Source organism: Ruminococcus sp. AF31-8BH, from assembly GCF_003460605.1.
Lineage (GTDB): Bacteria > Bacillota > Clostridia > Lachnospirales > Lachnospiraceae > Blautia_A > Blautia_A acetigignens.
Window position 1 is genome coordinate 229395 of the sequence record NZ_QTVN01000004.1, and the last position, 21865, is coordinate 251259.

The 21865-nt window shown below is 47.9% G+C and carries 22 protein-coding genes; 1 reads left to right on the top strand and 21 read right to left on the bottom strand.

Going from position 1 to position 21865, the window contains the following annotated elements; translation table 11 throughout:
• Positions 1–37: 37 nt before the first annotated feature.
• The 11 genes from hisA to DWZ38_RS07110 form a co-directional block, all read right to left on the bottom strand.
• On the bottom strand, positions 38–808 hold the full coding sequence (gene hisA, locus DWZ38_RS07060) for a phosphoribosylformimino-5-aminoimidazole carboxamide ribotide isomerase (RefSeq protein WP_021925705.1): 771 nt from the start codon (positions 806–808) through the stop codon (positions 38–40).
• A 161-nt stretch (positions 809–969) separates the two neighbouring features.
• Entirely contained in the window at positions 970–1416 is a 447-nt protein-coding gene (locus DWZ38_RS07065) for a hypothetical protein (protein ID WP_117851217.1), read from the bottom strand.
• Positions 1417–1561: 145 nt separating this feature from the next.
• Positions 1562–2509, bottom strand: coding sequence for a YgeY family selenium metabolism-linked hydrolase (locus tag DWZ38_RS07070; protein WP_117851220.1), 948 nt, complete (start codon positions 2507–2509; stop codon positions 1562–1564).
• Positions 2506–4119 carry an amidohydrolase family protein gene (locus tag DWZ38_RS07075; RefSeq protein ID WP_117851222.1) on the bottom strand — a complete coding sequence of 538 codons (1614 nt, stop codon included), beginning with the start codon at positions 4117–4119 and terminating at the stop codon, positions 2506–2508. Before DWZ38_RS07075 ends, DWZ38_RS07070 begins: the two co-directional genes overlap by 4 nt.
• Before the next feature lie 6 nt (positions 4120–4125).
• The gene (locus tag DWZ38_RS07080; protein ID WP_021925709.1) at positions 4126–4866 is read right to left on the bottom strand and encodes an amino acid ABC transporter ATP-binding protein; all 741 of its coding nucleotides are present in this window, start codon (positions 4864–4866) and stop codon (positions 4126–4128) included.
• Positions 4867–5517: an amino acid ABC transporter permease gene (locus tag DWZ38_RS07085; RefSeq protein ID WP_117851225.1), complete on the bottom strand. Its 651-nt coding sequence runs from the start codon at positions 5515–5517 to the stop codon at positions 4867–4869.
• Between the two features lie 100 nt (positions 5518–5617).
• Positions 5618–6496: a transporter substrate-binding domain-containing protein gene (locus tag DWZ38_RS07090; protein ID WP_147342986.1), complete on the bottom strand. Its 879-nt coding sequence runs from the start codon at positions 6494–6496 to the stop codon at positions 5618–5620.
• A 250-nt stretch (positions 6497–6746) separates the two neighbouring features.
• Positions 6747–7505, bottom strand: a complete 759-nt coding sequence (gene dapB, locus DWZ38_RS07095) for a 4-hydroxy-tetrahydrodipicolinate reductase (protein ID WP_021925712.1) — start codon at positions 7503–7505, stop codon at positions 6747–6749.
• A 17-nt stretch (positions 7506–7522) separates the two neighbouring features.
• Positions 7523–8416 carry a 4-hydroxy-tetrahydrodipicolinate synthase gene (gene dapA / locus DWZ38_RS07100; RefSeq protein WP_117851230.1) on the bottom strand — a complete coding sequence of 298 codons (894 nt, stop codon included), beginning with the start codon at positions 8414–8416 and terminating at the stop codon, positions 7523–7525.
• Positions 8417–8524: 108 nt separating this feature from the next.
• Positions 8525–9034 carry a cob(I)yrinic acid a,c-diamide adenosyltransferase gene (locus DWZ38_RS07105; protein WP_021925714.1) on the bottom strand — a complete coding sequence of 170 codons (510 nt, stop codon included), beginning with the start codon at positions 9032–9034 and terminating at the stop codon, positions 8525–8527.
• Between the two features lie 334 nt (positions 9035–9368).
• A complete protein-coding gene (locus DWZ38_RS07110; protein WP_117851232.1) occupies positions 9369–9992 on the bottom strand; it encodes a single-stranded DNA-binding protein in 624 nt (207 codons plus the stop codon).
• A gap of 429 nt (positions 9993–10421) precedes the next feature.
• Between DWZ38_RS07110 and typA the strand changes: the two genes are divergently transcribed.
• The gene (gene typA / locus DWZ38_RS07115) at positions 10422–12257 is read left to right on the top strand and encodes a translational GTPase TypA (protein WP_117851234.1); all 1836 of its coding nucleotides are present in this window, start codon (positions 10422–10424) and stop codon (positions 12255–12257) included.
• 162 nt (positions 12258–12419) lie between these two features.
• Here the strand turns inward: typA and DWZ38_RS07120 are convergent, their stop codons facing one another.
• The 10 genes from DWZ38_RS07120 to atpE form a co-directional block, all read right to left on the bottom strand.
• Complete coding sequence (locus tag DWZ38_RS07120; RefSeq protein ID WP_021925138.1) at positions 12420–13130, bottom strand: glycosyltransferase family 2 protein; 711 nt, start codon at positions 13128–13130, stop codon at positions 12420–12422.
• 23 nt (positions 13131–13153) lie between these two features.
• Positions 13154–14344 (bottom strand): pyridoxal phosphate-dependent aminotransferase, encoded by a 1191-nt coding sequence (locus DWZ38_RS07125; RefSeq protein WP_117851236.1) that lies wholly within the window; start codon positions 14342–14344, stop codon positions 13154–13156.
• Between the two features lie 32 nt (positions 14345–14376).
• Positions 14377–15846: a sodium-dependent transporter gene (locus tag DWZ38_RS07130; RefSeq protein ID WP_117851239.1), complete on the bottom strand. Its 1470-nt coding sequence runs from the start codon at positions 15844–15846 to the stop codon at positions 14377–14379.
• A 178-nt stretch (positions 15847–16024) separates the two neighbouring features.
• The gene (gene atpC, locus DWZ38_RS07135) at positions 16025–16426 is read right to left on the bottom strand and encodes an ATP synthase F1 subunit epsilon (RefSeq protein ID WP_021925141.1); all 402 of its coding nucleotides are present in this window, start codon (positions 16424–16426) and stop codon (positions 16025–16027) included.
• Positions 16427–16438: 12 nt separating this feature from the next.
• Positions 16439–17842, bottom strand: coding sequence for a F0F1 ATP synthase subunit beta (atpD, locus tag DWZ38_RS07140; protein WP_021925142.1), 1404 nt, complete (start codon positions 17840–17842; stop codon positions 16439–16441).
• A gap of 235 nt (positions 17843–18077) precedes the next feature.
• Positions 18078–18932 carry an ATP synthase F1 subunit gamma gene (gene atpG / locus DWZ38_RS07145; RefSeq protein WP_117851241.1) on the bottom strand — a complete coding sequence of 285 codons (855 nt, stop codon included), beginning with the start codon at positions 18930–18932 and terminating at the stop codon, positions 18078–18080.
• 22 nt (positions 18933–18954) lie between these two features.
• Entirely contained in the window at positions 18955–20484 is a 1530-nt protein-coding gene (gene atpA, locus DWZ38_RS07150; RefSeq protein ID WP_021925143.1) for a F0F1 ATP synthase subunit alpha, read from the bottom strand.
• A 15-nt stretch (positions 20485–20499) separates the two neighbouring features.
• A complete protein-coding gene (gene atpH, locus DWZ38_RS07155) occupies positions 20500–21039 on the bottom strand; it encodes an ATP synthase F1 subunit delta (protein WP_117851243.1) in 540 nt (179 codons plus the stop codon).
• Complete coding sequence (gene atpF, locus DWZ38_RS07160; RefSeq protein WP_117851246.1) at positions 21036–21539, bottom strand: F0F1 ATP synthase subunit B; 504 nt, start codon at positions 21537–21539, stop codon at positions 21036–21038. Before atpF ends, atpH begins: the two co-directional genes overlap by 4 nt.
• A gap of 37 nt (positions 21540–21576) precedes the next feature.
• The gene (gene atpE / locus DWZ38_RS07165; RefSeq protein ID WP_021925146.1) at positions 21577–21855 is read right to left on the bottom strand and encodes an ATP synthase F0 subunit C; all 279 of its coding nucleotides are present in this window, start codon (positions 21853–21855) and stop codon (positions 21577–21579) included.
• Between the last annotated feature and the right edge of the window lie 10 nt (positions 21856–21865).

Sequence of the window (21865 nt, forward strand, 5' to 3'; positions counted from 1 at the left end):
ATTTTATGTCAGGTTTGACATAGTCAGAACTGTAGGATTAAAGTTCTCCAATCAAATTTGTAAAGGGTATGGTTCCACCGAACAGATCCAGTGCGCTTCCCACTGTTACATCCACTTTTCCCCTGGCCGCCTGCTTCAGAATCTGGATGTCTTCCATGCTGCCAACGCCGCCTGCGTAGGTTACTGGATGTCCCTTATATTCGCCCAGCAGCTTTGCTAGGGGAACTTCTACGCCTTTGGCTTTGCCTTCCACATCTACTGCGTGGATGAGAAATTCATCGCAGTATCCGCCCAGTTTTTCCATCAGGTCCAAGGTTACCTGTTCTTCTGTAAATTTCTGCCAGCGGTCTGTGACCACGTAGTAGGCATTCCCTTTTTTCCGGCAGCTGAGATCCAGGACCAGGTGCTCTTTGCCTACTGCCTGTACCATTTTCTCCAGGTTTTCCCAGGAGATGTGACCGTCGCGGAAAACATAGGAGGTGACGATCACATGGCTGGCGCCTGCATTTAAGTATTCTGCAGCATTGTCCGGGGTTACGCCGCCTCCAAGCTGCAGGCCGCCGGGATATGCGCCAAGTGCAAGAAAGGCCTGCTTTCTGGTTGCTTCAAAGTATTCGGAATCTGCGCGGTTCAGAAGTATGATGTGGCCGCCTTTCAGGTCTTTTTCTTTATATAAAGATGCATAAAAGGCTCCGTCCTGCTGGGAAACAAAGTTCTCCTGTGCCTGGTTTCCTGTATCCCGAAGGCTTCCACCTATGATCTGCTTTACTTTTCCGTTATGTATATCGATACATGGTCGAAATCTCATGATCTTCCTCCTTGTCATTGGATGTCAAACCTATTATTTACTTGAATCTTCTGTTAATAATAGCATTCAACTAATTCTTATGCAAATATTAATTGATCTGCATATAAATAAAGCGCTGAACAAAGCTTTTATCTGCTTCATCCAGCGCTATCTCTTACTCCTTATCTTCCGTCTGCGGCATTGCCTGCCGCATCACCAACATCTTCCACGGCATTTCCTACACCTTCCCCGATGTCCCGGACGCCGTCTGCCACACCGTCTCCTAAGTCTTCCACGCCCTCGCCAATGGCGCCGGAAACGGAATTGTTGTTCTCGGTTACATTGTTACCAGGAACTGCAGTGCCGTCATTTGCGGTGTTTGCATCATCCGGTACTGCTGTATCGCCAGCCATGTTACCGTCTGTTCCGTTGTTTCCATCATCGTTTCCATTATTGTCCGCGTCATCTGTCAGGTTGTCCTCTGCGGCTCCATCTCCTACGTTATCTATACCGTCATTTGCGGTGTTTGGAACCTCGTCCGCCGCGTTGTTGTTATTGCCGCAGGCGGTAAGCATACATAATGTAAATACCAGCAAAGCACTTATGAGCATACGTTTTGTTTTTTTCATCTCATCTGTCTCCTTTTCTTAAGAATATTTTCAGCTGAAAATACTGCTGCTTTGTATTCCTAATATGTACAGATGAGCAAAAACTATTCTGGCATAATTTTCCATTTATATGCTGCCGATCTACCTCAGGCAGGCATGAAACATCTTACAGCAGCAAAGCCTCCATCACCGCATAATAACATTCCACACCCCCGAAAAGCTGAGTCAGCTCCACATACTCATCCACCGTATGAGCCAGGTCTTCCCTGGAAGGGCCAAGTCCGATGGTGGGAATTCCTTTTTCGCCTGCATAGTGGCTGCCGTTGGTGCAAAAGCTATACTGGGTAAGTTCCGGATCGTAGCCTGCCTCCCGGACTTTTCCAAGAATTTTCTGAATATAGTCTTCTTTTGGATCATAGTACCAGCCCGGGAAAAAGCGCTCACCCTGAATTTCCGCGTCCGTATAGCATTTCTCTTTTCCAACAGAAAAGGAAGCCTTTGCCGAAAACTGAGGATCTTCTTTTTCCAGCCTTGCAATCAGTTCCTTAACAGGAGCCAGGACGCTTTCTTTCGTCTCACCGGTGAGAAGCCGGCGGTCCAGGGTGGCACGGCAGTACTCCGGCACCACCGAAGCTCCTGGATATGGGGAAGAAATAATATCCGTCACTTCCATGATTCCTTTTCCAAGCTGCTCATGGACAGGTGGTTGAAGCTTGTCTAATTCACTGATCAGCCTGCACATTTTCTTCACCGCATTCACGCCCTTTTCCGGGTTTGCGGAATGAGCTGCTTTTCCAAAGGTTTCCAGAAGGATTTCTGCCCTTCCCCGCTGTCCGGTCTTAATGTTCAGCCCTGATGCTTCACCGATCACAACATAGTCTGGATTCACCAGTTCACTGATACTTCTGGCCGCTACGCCCTCGAAGCATTCCTCGTGAACCACACCTGCTGTATGGATTTCCCCGGCAAAATTCTTTCCGTGGTCTTCCAGGAAATATGCTGCTGCGCAGAAAAATGCCGCCACAGCCCCTTTCATATCAGAGGTTCCTCTTCCATATAATTTGCCGTCCTCTACCACTGGCACGAAAGGATCATGGCTTTCCTTCCTTTTCAATTTCCAGAGCGTCTCTGGAGTACTCCGCTTTTTGAATTTCGGTACTGATCTTTCTCCACTGCAATCTCCCCGCCAACCAGTACGTAATCAAATCCGGTGCAGTACTGATCCGGGTTCTGGAAATCTGCGTGAATCTGAAGCTTGTCCAGATGAAATACGTTTATATCTGCTGGCATTCCTTTTTGGAGTATCCCACGGTTCAGGCCCAGAACGGCGGCTGGTTTTGCTGTCATTTTATACACGGCTTCTTCTATGGAAAAAACATTCCGGTCTCTTACATAATCGGTTAGAAGCTTCGGAAAAGCGCCGTAAACTCTTGGATGATATTTTCCGCCAGCCGGATATATGGCATCGGAGATCAGGTTTGCGCGGCTGTCCTTCAGAAAATAAAGCATATCCTCCTCGGAGGCGATGGTATCCAGCATGGTAACCTGACAGCGCTCCGCAAGAAGAATGTCGTAAAGGGTATCATAAGGATCTTTTCCCAGCTGCTTCGCAATAGCCGAAATGGACTGGCCTGCATAGCTTCCAAACTGCTGCGTATGCAAGGTACTGGCATAAATCCGCTCAAAGCCAGCCAGTTCCACAATGTTTTCAAAAATATCCGAGGGCTGCTGCAGTACTTTGGTAATTTCCTTCCGGCATGCCGGGTCTGCCAGTCTCGCACAGATGGCGTCTGTGCCGCCCTCCTGAAACTGCGGAGGAAGCAGATGTACCAGCTGGGTGGAACCTGTCAGATAGGGATACAGATCAAAATCCACTTTCACGCCCCGCTCTGCCGCCTGATCAAACAGCTGCAGGATCTTCACAGGCGTATCGCCCCAGTTTTTCTGTCCGATGCATTTCAGATGGCTTACATGCAGCGGAATCTGAAGTTCCTCCGCTACTGAAATCACCTCCTGCAAAGCCAGAAGGATTCCGTCCCCTTCGTTGCGCACATGGGTGGTAATGGGAATTCCAGTTCCTTTCAACGGCTGCAGTGCCTGCGCAAGCCCATCCCTGTCATATTCAAATTCCGGTGCATAGGCGACTCCAAGGCTGACTCCAAGAGCGCCGGCTGCAAGGGATTCCTCCAATGCATTCCAAACCTGGTGCATTTCCTCATCAGACAGCTTTCCGGGGGCATAGCCCTTTACTCCGGCACGAATGGTTCCGTTTCCGGCAAGCATTCCAGTGTTGACGCTGCGTTTCTCTTTGGAAAGAGCAGCCAGGTAGGATGACATGGTTGACATAACGTCTGCCTGTCCCTGCCGAACTTCTCCCGTAACGCTGCTCAAAAAACCTGCAATCTCTTCTCTAAACTTCTCCCCGACTGGCGCCACAGACAGTCCGCAGTTTCCATTTACCACAGTGGTAAGCCCCTGCCTGTTCAAAAGCTCATCATCACCATTTCCAAAAGCCTGCCAGTCGCCGTGCCTGTGAATGTCAATAAAGCCGGGGGTTACATACCCACCGGCCGCATCCAGGACACATTTTCCGGAGAAGTCAGAGGGGACTTCAATGTGCTCCCCCACTTCCTCAATTTTACCATTTTTTACTGCCAGATCGCCGTAAAAAGGCTTTTCATTCTTTCCATTTACGATCCAGCCGTTTTTGATTATGTAGTCCATCCTGAATTATCTTTCCTCAACTTTCCTGATAAACTGACGAATACGCTCATTCTTTGGATGTTCAAAAAATTCTTCCGGAGACGCATCCTCCACGATCACGCCATCTTCCATAAACAAAATCCTGTCTGCAACCTCCCGGGCAAAATTCATCTCATGGGTTACAATTACCATGGAAACGCCCTCTGCTGCTACCTTACGGATGACGTTTAATACCTCTCCAACCAGTTCCGGATCCAGTGCACTTGTAGGCTCATCGAAAAGGATCACTTCCGGATCCATGGCCATAGCTCTGGCAATTGCAACCCTCTGCTGCTGTCCGCCGGAAAGGTTCTTCGCCATGGCATCCTCCCTGCCTTCCAGGCCAACCATTTTCAGAAGCTCCTTGGCCCGGGTGACTGCCTCCTGCTTTGGAACCTTTTTCACATGGACAGGTGCCTCGATCACATTCTGCAGAACACTCATATGGGTAAACACATTAAATCTCTGGAACACCATTCCAATATGCTGTCTCAGCTGGTGAAGCGCCTGGCCGGAGTCCACTGATTTTCCCATGTAATCAATCTCACCGGAATCATAGGTTTCCAGCTGGTTGATGCAGCGGAGAATGGTGGATTTGCCGGAACCGCTGGGTCCCAGAATTGCGATCTTTTCCCCTTTGTGGATGTCGAAGCTGATTCCTTTAAGTACTTCCAGATCTCCGAAGCACTTGCTGATATTTTTTACGCTTAAGATTACGTCCTCTGCCATTTATGCCATCCTCCTTTCCAGAACTCCTGCAAGCTGGGTAAATATAGTTGTCAGGATCAGGTACAATACCGCAACCGCTATGTACGGCTCAAAATAATGGAAAGAATTGTAGGCGATCAGAGTTCCCTCCCTGGTAAGCTCTGTCAGTGTTATGGCTGATAAAATGGAGGTATTCTTAATGGTTGCAATAAACTGGTTCACCAAAGGCAGAATACAGATCTTGGTTGCCTGGGGTGCCACGATCCGGAGCATCTCCAGATGCCAGGGCATTCCCAGAGCCTTGGCTGCTTCTCTTTGTCCAGGGTCAATAGCATGGATACCGGAGCGAACGATTTCCGCAATGTATGCGCCTGTATTTAATGACATGGAGAGCACGCCTGCTGTCATGGCGCTGAATGTGACTCCCAGGTTGGGCAGTCCGAAATAAATCAGGAATGCCTGTATCATAAGAGGAGTTCCTCTCCAGATCCAGATATAAAGCTGTGCGATCCTTGCCACGATCTTCACGCGGCTGTCGCGCATCAGCGCCAGCACTACGCCAAGAACCGTACCAAATATAAGCGTCAGAATCGATATTTCCATCGTCACTGCACATCCATGAAGCAGTGATGACATTTTGTCAAATACAAGTGACCATTTCAATGTTACCATACTATTTACCCTGTGACCAGTAAAGATAGCCGGTTTATCCTTTCTTTCTTACTTTTTTGTTACTGCTCACAGTAACACGTTTTTCTGCCTTGTTCTTATCTTATTCTGCAGTATCCTCTGCTGCGGAAGCGGCTTCCTCTCCATCTCCAGAAGCATCGATCCATTTTGTCCACAGTGCATCGTAAGTGCCGTCTGCATAGTAGTCGTCAATGCACTCGTTGATAAATGCAAGCAGGTCATCTTTTCCTTTCTGTACTGCAATTGCATTCTCTGCATGTGTGAATGGATCACATACGATCTTGGTTCCCTCATATTCCTGGGAAAGGATCTTCTGATTCAGAAGGTCATTGACTACAACATCCACACGGCCTGCAAGAAGATCGGAAACGCATCCAACGGTATCTTTATACTGAACGATTTCATAAGAAACATCCGGGTTTTCATCCAGGAAGCTCTGTGCCACATTGTAGGAGGTTGCACCTTCCTTTACTGCTACCTTCAGGCCATCACAGTCAGCCAGGCTCTTGATGGTGTCTGCATATTCGGAATCTTCTTTTACCGCAAGGATCATACCGCTGTCGCAATAGGATTTGGACATGTCCACGACCTCGCAGCGCTCATCTGTTTTATACATGGCTGCGATGGAAAAATCATATTCTCCGTTCTGGATGGATGGAACAATGGACTGGAATTCCATGTCTGTCACTTCCATATCCACCCCCAGCTTATCTGCAATATACTGAGCCAGGTCAATGTCAAACCCTACAATATTGTTGTCGTCATCACGGTACTCAAAAGGTACATAAGTTCCGGTTGCTACTGTGATCACGCCTTTTTCCTTGATTGCTTTAATGTTGTCTCCTTTTTCCCAGTCTACTGCTGCAGTGTCATCTGTACTCTCTGCATATACCGGAGTAAAAGCGGTCATGATCATAGATGCTGCTGTAAGAAGTGCCATTGCTTTTGCTGTTTTTCTCATAATGATTTCTCCTCTCTGACTCTCGCCGGTACAGATAGCCTGCGCAGAAAATACTATCTTATCTTCCAGCTGATGATACGCAAAAAGGCCGCCTGACGGCAGCCCTTTCTGCAAATAAAAAACGGAGCAAACCACTTAGTAGTTTGCTCCGTTGCAACTTGTTATGGTGGAATTATAGCAAACAGATTCCTGTCTGTAAATCCATAAATTCAACAATTTTTTTGTATGACTTTTACTTTTTTTGTATATCTTAGCCAGCGATCACATCGCTCATATCGTATCTTCCGGCTGGTTTTCCGGCAAGATATTTGGCTGCTTCTACAGCGCCTTTGCCAAATATTGCCTTGGAATATGCGGTATGCTTGAACTCGATTACTTCGTCCTGGCCGGCAAAAATTACCTCATGCTCTCCAACGATAGAGCCGCCGCGCACTGCAGAAATACCGATTTCCTTAGCATCGCGCTTCTCTCTTCTCTGGCTGCGGTCATATACATAATGATACTGATTGTCCATTGCCTCATTCAGGCTGTCTGCAAGGGCAAGGGCAGTTCCGCTTGGGGCATCCACCTTCAGGTTGTGATGCTTCTCCACGATCTCCATGTCAAAGCCGGCTGTTGCCAGAACTTTGGCAGCATCCTGAACCAGCTTCAGAAGAGTGTTGATTCCAAGGGACATGTTGGCAGATTTGAGAACTGCGATCTTCTTCGCACTCTCTTCTACTCTGGCAAGCTGCTCCTCGCTTAAACCTGTGGTGCAAAGAACAACCGGCATATTTCTTTTCTCACAATAATCCATCAGCTTGTCAAAAGCCTTGGGTGAGGAAAAATCGATGACAGCATCTGCCTCTACCTGGCACTCATCAATATTTGTGAATACCGGATAGCTGTTTTTCCCCTGGTCTGCAATGTCAATTCCTGCTACGATCTGGGCATTGGGATCCTTCTCAACGATTTCGGAGATAACCTGTCCCATGTGACCATTGCATCCGTGCATAATAATTTTAACCATTGTAATTACTTCCTCTCTTATGCAAGCTTAATTCCGTAATCTGTAAGAGCCTTCTTCAGTCTCTCCTCATTCTCTGTCTCCATCTCGCAAAGAGGCATACGGGTCGGTCCGACCTTCCATCCCATCAGGTTCAGGGCAGTCTTAACCGGAATCGGGTTTACCTCGCAGAACAATGCGTTGATCAGCGGAACAGCATCCAGCTGAAGCTTGGCAGCACCTGCAAGATCACCTTCCATAAATTTCATAACCATGTCATGGGTGTTCTTCGGAGCAACGTTGGATAATACGGAGATTACACCAAGTCCGCCAAGAGAAAGGATCGGAAGTACCTGATCATCATTTCCGGAATAAAGCTCAAGGCATCCGTCAGCCATGGACATCATCTTGGCGATCTGGGAAAGATCTCCGCTTGCAGCCTTGATTCCTACAATGTTCTTCACATTCTTGGCAAGTGTGACTGCTGTGGCAGGCTGGATATTGCAGCCTGTACGGCTTGGTACGTTATACATAATGATCGGAGTATCCGGCACGGAATTCGCAATCTCTGTGTAGTGACGGATCAGTCCCTTCTGGCTTGCCTTGTTGTAATATGGAGTTACGATCAGAAGAGCGTCAGCTCCGTAAGAAGCAGCTTCCTGAGACATCATAATTGCAGTCTCTGTACAATTGGAGCCTGTACCTGCGATTACAGGAACTCTTCCGGCTACCTTGTCAATTGCGAATTTGATCGTCTGAAGATGCTCTCCATGTGTCAGGGTAGAAGACTCGCCTGTGGTACCGCAGATAATGATCGCATCTGTACTGTTGGCAATCTGGTATTCCAGAAGTTCTTCCAGTTTCTCATAATTTACTTTTCCATCTTCATGCATGGGGGTTACGATTGCAACGCCTGCGCCTTTGAAAATTGCCATTTTACTTCCTCCTATTCATCCTTGTGTATCGTTTCAGCAGTTTAGAGCATGTTTAAAAAAGGCTCTAGAGCGTGTTTGAAAAATCATTCCCGCAATCTGCACGCCCGGTCAGACCAGCGGCATTTTATCTCTTTCGAGAGTGGTAATGGTAGTCACACGGTCTACATAATCCAAGAGACCTTGGTCTACCCGGTTGCCTGTGAGAATAATATGCATAGATTCGTCCTTCTGCTTCAGAAGCTCGGTAACCATATCCACAGTTGCGATATGCTTATCCAGAAGTCCAAGGATCTCGTCCAATACCAGAAAATCGCATTCCTGGGTTGCAATTACCTTGCGGGCAAAATTTAGTCCATTCAGAATATTGCGTTTCTCTTCTGCCTGCTCTTCCTCATTTAACTGGTCGTAGCAGGTCTCCATCTTCTCGAAGCGGAAGATCTTGATGTCCAGCTGATCCAGTTCTTCCAGGAAATCCAGCTCGCGCCGTTCATTTCCCTTCAGGAACTGAATGATGATCACGCTCTTGCCCTGAGAAGATGCGCGCAGTGCCTGACCAATTGCCAATGTGGTCTTGCCTCTGCCATTTCCGCAATAAACCTCTGCCATTTCTTTTTCCATACTGATTCCTCTTATTGTTGTTAAAAATAATAGTAACTGTTCAGTACCTTTACAGCTACGCGCAAAATGCGCCATTTTTAATATGCTTATATTACCGCAAAACTGCCAGAAATGCAAGCTATGCTTTTTTCATGGCTATGCACTGTCTTTTTGCCGTTACTGTTCACTGGTAACATTCCGCGAGGTGTTTTTTGTGAACAAAGTTCACAGAAAACCCGAGAATTGCAGCGCGAAATCATGCGAATGCATGATTTCTGTGCATCGCGAAGCGTGTTACTGATCACGGAGTGAACAGTAACTTTTTGCCTGGAAATCAGCTGGGTGGAGCCAGTTTTTATACATATTCCAGCTTGCTTACGGAGACCTCGTAGGCGGTTCGCTTCTGGGTCTCGTTTTCCCCAATCCGCTTCATGTATTCCCGGCTCTGGATTCTGCCCCAGATCAGCACATGTCCGCCTACCTCAAAGGCAGATGCGTAGCGGGCATTTCGTCCCCAGCAGATACAGGGTATGTAGTCTGATTTCCCATAGGGGCGGTTTACAGCAAGAAGGAGGTCCGCGATTTCCCTTCCAAGCGGGGTTTTGCGGTAAACCGGAGGCTTGCAGATATATCCGTCCAGGAAAATCTGGTTCACTGGCGTCATCGCCTCTTCTTCCTCAATAAAGCGCAGCTCCCGGGCAAATGCGGAAAGCACCAGGCGGTTATGCTTCTCCTCATGTCTGTTATAGGAACGGAACTGTCCGTGGATTTCCACATACTGTCCCACATAATCCTGTGTAACGTCTACCAGTCGTTCAGATACCATCACAGGGATCCGGTCCTGAGAGTCACTTAGTCTTTTCACAAGAAGCTCCATTGTGTAAAAGCCTTCGCCGTAAACCTGGTGACTGAATGAAAAACCTGTTGTGATCTTTCCTGTGATGGAAACCTGATTGTTTTCAATAATTTTATCTGCCATGATGTAGTTCTCCTTCCTCTTCTCACTTTTTTCTGCAGACTTTCCCGGCATCCCGTTTATATCTGGGATACTTGTCTTACTTGTTGGTCTATAAAATCTATGAGAGGATGCACGCATTTAGAACCAGAAATTTTAAAAAAATTTTTTTAACACCTTGTAATCTGCGAAAAATGTGGTAAACTGGGAATTTGGTTACTGTTCACTTCGTTCACAGCAACCGCTACGCGATGCACAGAAATCATGCAAGCAGGATTTCGCGCTGCATTTCTCGGGTTTTCTGTGAACTCTGTTCACAAAAAACACCTCGCGGAACACATCCAACGGACAGTATCTGACTATAGACAATGCACAATAATCACATTATAATTAATTAAGGAAAGAAAGCGACAGAACCTCTTCTGCCGCGATAAAGAAAGGATTTCGATTTTTATGAAGACGAAACGCGAAGATGTACGTAACGTAGCCATCATTGCCCACGTTGACCATGGTAAAACCACACTGGTAGACCAGCTGCTGAAGCAGAGCGGTGTTTTCCGTGCCAACCAGGAGGTTCAGGAACGTGTCATGGACTCTAATGACATTGAGAGAGAGCGTGGTATCACAATTCTCTCCAAGAACACAGCAGTTCATTACAAAGACACAAAGATCAACATTATCGATACCCCAGGACATGCTGACTTCGGCGGCGAGGTTGAGCGTGTACTGAAAATGGTAGACGGCGTTATCCTTCTGGTTGATGCTTTCGAAGGTGCCATGCCTCAGACCAAATTCGTTCTGAAAAAAGCTCTTGAGCTGGATCTGCACGTAATCGTCTGCATTAACAAAATAGACCGTCCGGAAGCAAGACCGGATGAGGTTGTAGATGAGGTACTTGAGCTTCTGATGGACCTTGGTGCTTCTGATGAGCAGCTTGACTGTCCGTTCCTGTATGCATCTGCAAAGACCGGACATGCTGTTCTGGATCTGAAGGATACACCGGAGAACATGGAGCCTCTGTTTGAGGCAATTCTGAAATACATCCCTGCTCCGGAAGGAGACCCGGATGGAGATACTCAGGTACTGATCAGTACAATTGATTACAATGAGTATGTTGGACGTATCGGTGTTGGTAAAGTTGAGAGCGGTACTATTTCTGTGAACCAGGAGCTTACCCTTCTGAACCATCATGACCCGGACAAGAAACAGAAGGTTAAGATCAGCAAGCTTTATGAGTTTGACGGTCTGAACAAGGTTGAGGTAAAAGAAGCAACCATCGGATCTATTGTTGCAATTTCCGGTATTGCGGAGATTCATATTGGAGATACTCTTTGCGGCGGCGACAACCCGGAGGCAATTCCGTTCCAGAAGATTTCTGAGCCTACTATCGCTATGAACTTCCTGGTAAATGACAGCCCGCTTGCAGGACAGGAGGGTAAATACATTACTTCCCGTCATCTCCGTGACAGACTTTACAGAGAGTTAAATACAGATGTCAGCCTTCGTGTTGAGGATACTGAGACAACTGAATGCTTTAAGGTTTCCGGACGTGGTGAGCTTCATCTTTCCGTTCTTATTGAGAATATGAGACGTGAGGGATATGAGTTTGCAGTCAGCAAGCCGGAGGTTCTTTACAAAATTGACGAGCGCGGCAAGAAGTTAGAGCCAATGGAGATCGCTTATATTGATGTTCCGGAGGAGTTTTCCGGTACTGTAATCCAGATGCTTAGTGAGCGTAAGGGTGAGCTTCAGGGAATGAGTACTGCAAGCGACGGTTCTGTTCGTCTTGAGTTCCACATTCCTTCCCGTGGACTGATTGGTTTCCGTGGAAATTTCCTGACTTCTACTAAGGGTACTGGTATTATCAATACTATTTTTGATGGATATTCTCCATATAAGGGAGATTTCCAGTATCGTAAGCAGGGATCCCTGATCGCATTTGAGGGCGGCGAGGCTGTTACTTATGGTCTGTTCGCAGCTCAGGAGCGTGGTACTTTGTTTATCGGACCTGGCGCAAAGGTTTACAGCGGTATGGTTATCGGACAGAATGGTAAGGCAGAGGATATTGAGCTGAATGTCTGCAAGACCAAGCATCTGACTAACACTCGTTCCTCTTCTGCTGATGAGGCGCTGAAGCTGACTCCGCCGAGAGTTCTCAGCCTGGAGCAGGCTATCGAGTTTATCGACACCGATGAGCTCCTGGAGGTTACTCCTACCAGCCTTCGTATCCGTAAGAAGATTCTGGATTCCCGTGACAGGAAGAGAGCTTCTATTAAGAAGAATGCATAAGAAATTATAATAAAAAAAGCAGATAGGTCTTAGCTGGGTGAGTTAAGATTTATCTGCTTTTTTATTTTTATATTCGCATAAGTTGGCGGAGTGTTGCGACGACCTGCGATGAATATACCTTGTGAACTCGCGTCCGGGCAACGATTTCTTCACTAAGCCACTCTAAAGCTCCTTCTTCAGCTTATAAAAATCCTTTACAGCCTTCCACCCGATCTTCACGATCTTTTTCACGTTGATGGAATTGGTTCCGCCTTGTCGGGGTTTGAAGGTGATGTCGATGAACTTTACTTTTTCTTTGTAGTGGACAAAGTATGTGGTGAACATGATGTTGGGGATGTTGAAATCCTCTGGCAGCTTGCCGATGTATTTGGCCACCAGGTCTGTTTTCATCAGGCGATAGGGCGCATTGGCGTCGGACACTTTTACCCCGAAGATCATTCTCAGGAGAAAACACACTACATTCTCCACAAACTTCCGTGACTTGCCGTCACCGCGAACAGAACGTGTGCCGATCACCGCATCATAGCGGCCTCTCTGGTTCCAGAAGGGCTCGAATTCATCCGGGTTGGTCTGTCCGTCAGAATCAGTCTGGAAAATGTAATCTGCATGATTCTGAATAGCATAGCGGTATCCATAAAGAACTGTAGGACCATGTCCACCATTTGGTTTGTCCAGAGGAATAAGCAGGGGACGTGATGCGGCGCATTTTTGCAGAAGCTGGTATGTATGATCCTTGCTTCCGTCATTGATGATCACAAGCCTGGATTTGCCTTCATCATTGTGCCGCTCCACCACCGGATACCACTGGTCAATGGTTCTCTCAATATTCGCAGATTCGTTATACGCTGGAATTACGATATATAAACTGGACATAATCCCCTCCGATTTTCTAAATTTTATTTCAGTCCAAATTCCTCTGCCAGTTTTGCAAACTGCGGCAGAGAATTCATAATAGTCTCATAAGATACGCAGTAAGCCAGTCTCACATATCCAGGGCATGCGAAAGAACTTCCCGGTACCATAAGAATGTTGTATTTCTTGCCAGCTTCGCAGAATGCTTTTTCATCTGCAACAGGGGATTTCACGAAAAGATAAAAAGCACCCTGCGGCTTAATGCATTCGAAACCGAGATCCTTCAGGCCATTATAAAGAGCAAGACGGTTCTTATCATAAGCTGCCACATCAACCTCTGCATCCACACATTTGGCAATTACCTTCTGGATCAAAGACGGTGCGTTGACACAGCCCATGGTACGGTTTGCAATAGCTGCTGCCACAATCAGCTCTTCACTTCCATCTGCCTCATCCGGGATAACCAGATATCCGATACGCTCTCCCGGCAGGGAAAGGGATTTGCTGTAGGAATAGCCAACAATGGTATTTGCATAGTATTTCGTCAGATAAGGAACCTGCACGCCGTCGTAAGCCAGCTCTCTGTACGGCTCATCCGAAATCAGATAAATCACGGTGCCAAATTCCTTCTGCTTCGCTTCCAGAATCTCTGCCAGCTTCTTGATAGTTTCCTCGGAATAAACAACTCCAGTTGGATTGTGAGGGGTATTCACAATGACAGCACGGGTCTTCGGTGTGACTTTCTCCTCAAATTCCTTCAGGTTCGGCTGGAAGGTGGCGGTATCCGGTGAAATTTCCACAAGCTTGCCGTCATAATTCCTTACATATGCACCGTACTCCAGGAAATAAGGTGCAAAAACAATGACTTCTTCCCCAGGATTCAGGATTGTTTTAAAGGCTACGTTCAGTCCGCTTGCCGCTCCAACTGTCATAATCAGGTTCTTTGCCGCAAAGGAAGTTCCAAATCTGCGGTTCAAAGATTCTGCGATGGTCTGGCGCACATCCTCGAAACCTGCATTACTCATATATCCATGAAGAACGGTAGGTTCCTCCTCATTTACCAGGTCAATGATTGCCTGGCGCACACAGTCCGGAGCCGGAACGCTTGGATTTCCAAGGCTGAAATCAAACACATTCTCCGGTCCGTAAATGGCACGAAGACGGTTTCCTTCCTCAAACATCATACGGATTGCAGAATTGTTTTTTACGTAAGGTTTCATTTTTTCTGCTATCATTTTGGGTCACTCCTTTGCTTATGTCTTAAATGTTATCGCTTTGTCTTTTTGTTTCCGAAAATGATCCAGCCTACAAATGCCAGCACCAGCAGGCTTACGATCATCCATACAGCCAGCACAGCCAGTCCTTTCGGACTAAACATATCATAATAGCCTTTCAGATAAATTACAACTACCACTGCTGGAATTACGTACAGCATATATTTCTGCACATTTGTGGGGAATTTCAATCCCTCGCCAGTGTCAGCCTCTTTGATGAAATTTTTCCATCCCCAGCCGTATCTGGATACGCAGAACATAACGAATACTACAGAGCCAAGGGGAAGAATATTATTGGATACAATAAAGTCCTCCAGGTCCATAATGTTGGTTCCTGCTCCAAGGGGCTGTATGCCGGACAGCACATTGAATCCCAGCACTGCCGGAAGGGAAAGAAGGATCATTACAACCATATTCACTGCTACTGCTTTCCCCCGGCTCCGGCCTTTCCGGTCCATGGAATAGGACAAAATATTCTCGAATACTGCAATTACCGTGGACAGGGAGGCAAAAGACATAAACAGGAAAAATAAAGCTCCCCAGATTCTGCCGCCTGCCATCTGGTTAAATACATTCGGCAGCGTGATAAATACCAGTCCCGGACCTGCGCCTGGCTCTACACCGAATGCGAAGCATGCCGGAATAATGATCAGTCCAGCCATCAATGCCACGAAGGTATCCAACACGGTAATGTGAATGGATTCTCCCAGAAGGGATCTGTCTTTGCCCAGGTAGCTTCCAAAAATAGTCATGGAACCTGCACCAATGCTTAATGTAAAAAATGCCTGTGACAATGCTCCGAAAATTACATTTCCAATCCCGATTTCTTTCATGGAGGCAAAATCCGGCACCAGATAAAATTTCACGCCTTCCATTGCCCCATCCAAAGTGAGGGAATGGATTGCGAGAACTACGATCAGTGCCAGAAGGCTGAGCATCATTACTTTGGTGATTTTCTCAAGGCCGCGCTGTACGCCCAGGGAACAAACGCCAAAAGATAAAACAACTACGATCACCATCCATAAGGTCATTGTACCAGCGGAACCCTGAAGTTCTGTAAAGTAATCTGTTACCTGTGCGGAATCTTTTCCCGCTAATTTACCTGCTGCCATGGCATAGCAGTAATACAGCATCCATCCCGCTACCATTGTGTAGAACATCATCAGCACATAGTTGGAAACCATGCTCATGTAGCTGAAATTGTGGAAATTGGAGCCTTCCGGTTCCAAATCGTGGAATGCTCTTGCCGTACTTTTGCGGCTTGCACGTCCTACCGCAAATTCACATACCAGCACCGGCAGCCCAAGCAGCACCAGAAATACCAAATAAATCAGAATAAATGCCGCGCCGCCGTATTTCCCTGCCATGTACGGGAATTTCCACACATTTCCCAGTCCGATGGCGCATCCTGCGGAAACCAGGATAAATCCCAGCCGCGACCCGAATGTTTCTCTTTCTTTCAAAACGTCCCCCTTGTTTCTTTTTTTATTTTTTGTTGGAAAACATTAAAAAGGACCGGTTAAAGCCAGCCCTTTTCATTATTTTTCCGATATCTTATTGTAACGCTCCCACTCTTTTATGTCAACGCTTTTATGTGATGGGAGTTTAATGTTTTAAAGTCATCATCTGACTTTCTCTTATTTAACTTTTCACGCTCAGTCTCACAAGCGCTCTCTGCAGCTTGGCTTCGGCGATTTTGTATTCTTTGTCGGAAAGTCCGCCTTTTGCAAGTTTCTCCTGGGCACGCTCTTTGGCTTCTCCGGCACGGTCGGCGTCGATGTCCTCCTGCCATTCCCAGGTGGTTGCAAGAAGGCTGCAGCTTCCATCAAGAACGGTAAGCATACCGCCAATGCAGGCTGCGCTTCGCACAGAACCGTCTTCCAGAATCACATGGGCCTCGCCCATTCCAAGAGCGGTACAGAAATTGCAGTGTCCTGCCATAATTGCCATGTCCCCGGTAATGCTGCGGCAGACTACGCGCTGCACCTCTCCCTCGAAAAGCAGGCCGTCGGGAGTACCGATTCTAAGGGGAAATGTCCTCATAGGCAGCCTCCTTTACTGGTTCTGGTTATTTTTTGCTTTCTCGAAAACATCATCAATAGTTCCGGTAAACAGGAAGCAGCTCTCAGGAATGCTGTCGCACTCACCATTCAGGATCATCTTGAATCCGCGGAGAGTCTCTTTGAGCGGAACATACTGTCCCGGCATACCGGTAAACTGCTCTGCTACGGAGAAGCTCTGTGACAGGAAACGCTGTACCTTACGTGCACGGCTTACGGTCAGCTTATCCTCCTCAGAAAGCTCATCCATACCCATGATTGCGATAATATCCTGCAGTTCCTTATAACGCTGCAGAACTCTCTGTACCGCACGGGCAATTTCATAATGCTCCTGTCCAACAACCTCCGGTGAAAGGATACGGCTTGTGGAATCAAGCGGATCCACTGCCGGATAAATACCCTGGCTGGCAATCTCACGGGAAAGTACGGTGGTTGCATCCAGATGGGTAAATGTGGTAGCCGGAGCCGGGTCAGTTAAGTCGTCAGCCGGCACATAAACAGCCTGTACAGATGTAATGGAACCCTTTCTGGTAGAAGTAATACGCTCTTGAAGAGCCCCCATCTCAGTAGCCAGTGTAGGCTGATATCCTACTGCGGAAGGCATACGTCCAAGAAGTGCGGAAACCTCTGAACCAGCCTGTGTAAAACGGAAAATATTATCAATGAAAAGAAGCACATCCTGATTCTTCACATCACGGAAATACTCTGCCATCGTCAGTCCGGAAAGACCAACACGCATACGTGCTCCCGGCGGCTCGTTCATCTGTCCGTAAACTAATGCGGTCTTATCGATAACGCCGCTCTCCTTCATTTCGTTATAAAGGTCATTACCCTCACGGGTACGCTCTCCAACACCTGTAAATACGGAAAGTCCGCCATGTGCTGTGGCAACATTGTGGATCAGCTCCATAATCAGAACTGTTTTGCCAACACCAGCACCTCCGAACAGACCGATCTTACCGCCCTTTGCGTAAGGACAGATCAGGTCAACAACCTTGATTCCAGTCTCCAGGATTTCGGTAGCCGGCATCTGCTCTTCATAGGAAGGTGCCGGACGGTGGATGGCCCAGTGCTCCTTGGTCTCTGGTGCCGGAAGGTTATCTACCGGATCGCCCAGAAGATTAAATACTCTTCCCAGGCACTCTTCTCCAACCGGAACCTTGATCGGCTCTCCGGTGTCCACAGCCTTGGTTCCCCTTACCAGACCGTCAGTGGAATTCATGGCAATGCAGCGCACTGTATTATCCCCGATCTGCTGGGCAACCTCTGCGGTGAGCTTGGTGCCTTCATGATCAATTTCGATGGCATTGAGAAGTGCAGGCAGTTCATCATGTCCGAACCGGATATCCAGTACCGGACCGATTACCTGCACAACCTCGCCAATGTGTTTTTCGCTCATTTAGCAGTCTCCTTATATCATATACTATGAAAGTCCCAGACGGCAGCCAAGAATAAGCCATGCTCCGCATGAGCGAATTCTTGGATATCGGATGGGCTAGACCATATGAGTAAGTAGGGCGACAGCCCGGATTACGAATGCGGTCGGCAGCTGTGGGAGCGCTCAGCGCGGAACAGCTGACTTTCATATATGGTGATGTCGCCGGCAGGCGACATGTCCTTTTTATGCGGCCGGATCAGACTCCTTCCGCACCTCCAACAATCTCTGTGATTTCCTGCGTGATGCTTGCCTGACGTGCCCGGTTGTAATGCAGATTCAGCTTCTCGATCATTTCCTCGGCATTGTTTGTGGCAGCCTCCATGGCAGTACGTCTTGCAGCCAGCTCACTGGCAACGCTCTCGCACACAGCGCCATAGATCAGTCCGGCCAGATACTCCGGAACAATGGCTTCAAATACCTCAGATGCATCCGGCTCATACAGGATCAGATTCCGGATGTCCTTCGTATCGTTCTCCCCTGTCAGGTCATCCAAAGGCAGTACCGGAATGGCATCCGGCTGCTGAGAAAGCATGGAAACAAATTTGGTATAGCAAAGATCAATATGTCCAAACTCCCCGTTCTTAAATTCCCCACAGAGCAGATTCGCCATCTCAAAGCAGTCTGCCACGGAAATATCCGCGATCTCACTGAAGCTTTCTGTAACACAGGCAAATCCATTGCGCTTCGAATACTCCACAGCCTTTTTCCCAATGGGAAGGACTACAAAATCCTGGTCCTTAGAGGCTGCTTCCAGACATTTAAACAGGTTGGTATTATATCCGCCAGCCAGACCCCTGTCTCCGGCGATCAGCACATAACAGCGCTTCTCATTCACGGCTTCCTTTACATACACAGAGGTAAAATCTGTATTGCTCTGGGCAATATCCGCCAGAGTCTTGTGCATGGTCTCAAAATAAGGCCGGCATACTTCAGCCCTTTCCTTGGCTTTACGCAGTTTGGAGGATGCTACAAGTTCCATTGCCTTGGTAATCTGCATGGTGCTCTGCACACTTTTGATACGCAGCTTTACCGCTTTCATGTTTGCAGCCATAAAGTTTCCTCCTCGTCACAATTTATTTCTCAGGTCTTGTATTTACAAAATTCTCAGTATACTGTTCCAGGGCAGCTTTCAGCTTGGCCTCTGTCTCAGCTGACAAAGCTCCGGTGGAACGGATCTCCTGCATGGCAGCTGCGCCCTGCGGGTCACTGTCGATCCAGGTATAAAGTCCGGTCTCGTAGCTTCTTACATCCTCTGTCGCCACCTTGGAAAGGATTCCCTTGGTAACTGCATAAAGAATCGCTACCTGCTTCTCAACCGGAACCGGAGCATTCTGATTCTGCTTCAGAACCTCCACAATTCTCGCACCCTGCTCAAGACGCGCCTTGGTATCTGCATCCAGGTCAGATCCAAACTGGGCAAAGCTCTGCAGTTCACGGTACTGGGAATAAATCAGCTTCAGGGTACCGGCAACCTTCTTCATTGCCTTGATCTGGGCATTTCCACCAACTCGTGATACGGAAATACCAGGGTTTACAGCCGGCATAACGCCTGAATGGAACAGCTCTGTCTCCAGGAAGATCTGTCCGTCTGTAATGGAAATAACGTTGGTGGGAATATATGCGGAAACGTCTCCTGCCTGCGTCTCGATAATCGGGAGGGCAGTAAGGGAACCGCCGCCGTGTGCCTCGTCCAGTCTTGCGGCACGCTCCAGAAGTCTGGAATGAAGATAGAAAACATCTCCAGGGTATGCCTCACGTCCCGGCGGACGGCGGATCAGCAGGGAAAGTGCACGGTAGGCAACCGCATGCTTGCTCAGATCATCATAAATGATGAGAACGTCTTTTCCCTTATGCATAAAATACTCGCCCATTGCACATCCGGAATAAGGTGCAATGTACTGCAGCGGGCTTGCCTCAGAAGCAGTAGCCGCAACAACAATGGTGTAATCCATAGCGCCGTTTCTGCTAAGTGTTTCAACCATGGAAGATACGGTGGAACGCTTCTGTCCAATGGCAACGTAGATACAGATCACATCCTTGCCCTTCTGGTTGATGATGGTATCTGCTGCCAGAGTGGTCTTACCAGTCTGACGGTCACCGATGATCAGCTCACGCTGTCCTCTACCAATGGGAACCATGGAATCAATTGCCTTGATGCCTGTCTGCAGAGGCTGGTTTACGCCCTGTCTCTCACAGATGCCAGGAGCCGGGCTCTCAATTGCCCTGTACTCGCTTGTTGCTACAGGTCCTGCACCGTCAATCGGCTGTCCAAGGGCATTTACAACTCGCCCGATCATAGCCTCTCCAACCGGAACGGATACAACCTTTCCGGTGCGCTTTACGGTCTGACCTTCGCCAATACCGGAATCATCACCAAATAATACGATAGACACACTGTTCTCTTCCAGATTCTGTGCCATTCCGAAGCTGCCATCTTCGAACTCAAGGAGCTCGCCTGCCATACAGTTGATCAGGCCGCTTGCTCTGGCAATTCCATCGCCTACCATGAGAACTGTACCAGTCTCATTCTGTTTGATGGCGTTATCGTAATATTTGATCTGACTGCGGATGACTTTTGAAATTTCTTCAGGTTTAAGCTGCATTTTCTCTATCCATCCTTATACTATAAGCTCGTTTAATTTCCTGGAAAGACCATCCAGACGGCTCTTTACAGTTCCGTCCAGCTGTTTTCCCTCCAGCTCCACACGAAGACCGGCAAGCACTGTGGGGTCTGTCTTCTGGGTAAGAGTCACGGTCTTGCCGCTTAGCTTCTCCAGCTTGTCCTTCAGCGCCTTCATCTGCTCCTCTGTCAGGGCAACCGCACTGGTCACCACTGCAGTGGCAATGTTGTGGTCCACGTTATACCGCCGTGTAAATTCTTCGCAGCATCCTGCATACTCTCCAAGGATCCCGCGCTCACACAGCAGCTTCAGAAAATTCACAAGATACCGTTCTGCCTCCTGACCAAATGCAGTTTCCAGAAGCTTCGTCCGCTCCACCTTGGGAATGGACGGCTCTGACAGCAGCCTTACATAGTCGGGATTCTCCCCGAAAAGCTGCCGGATGGTCTGCATCTGCTCCATCACAGTATCGGTGATCTTCTCTTCGGCAGCAAGGTCATACATGCTGCCGCCATATAATCTGGCAATCTGCGTCATGATGCCTCACCTACATTCGAAATAAACTCATCGATCAGTTTCGCGTGATCCTCTTCCTTGATCTCACGCTCGATCACCTTGCCGGCAATCTCCATTGCCATGCCGCCAATCTCATTCTTTACTTCATTGACAGCCTTGCGCTTCTCCTGGGCAATATCGCTCTCTGCCTTCTCCTTCATGGCCCACGCCTCCTGGGCTGCGGTCTTAAGGATCTCCTCGCTCTGGAGTGAAGCTGTCTTCTGTGCCTCTGTCACAATGCTGCTTGCCTTCTCTTTGGCCTGCTGCATATTCTGCTCATACTCTGTCTTCATGGCGATTGCCTCTTCCTTGGCCTTCTGGGCATCCTGGATCTGGGCATCTGCCATTTCTCTTCTTTTTTGAAGCATTTCATTGACAGGCTTAAACAGAAATCTCTTCACCAGATACATCTGGATAAAAAGGTTGCAGATCTGTGCAACAAACGTCCACGGCACAATTCCTACAAGTTCCTGTACCTGCATCTTCTAACCTCCTGTGGTAATTACCATTCACATCCTATTATCCAAGGAATCTCATGAAGGTACCAGGTGCAACGAAGATCAGAAGCAGACCAGTTACGAAACCGTAAATACCTGTGGTCTCTGCGATAGCACATCCAAGAAGCATGGTAGATGTAACCTCACTTCTGCACTCAGGCTGACGTCCGATTGCTTCCAGAGCCTTCGCAACTGCGTTACCTTCTCCAATACCAGGTCCGATACCAGCGATCAGTGCAAGACCAGCACCAATTGCACAACCTGCCAGCGCGATACCTTTTGCCAATACTGTAAAATCCATAGTCAAATCC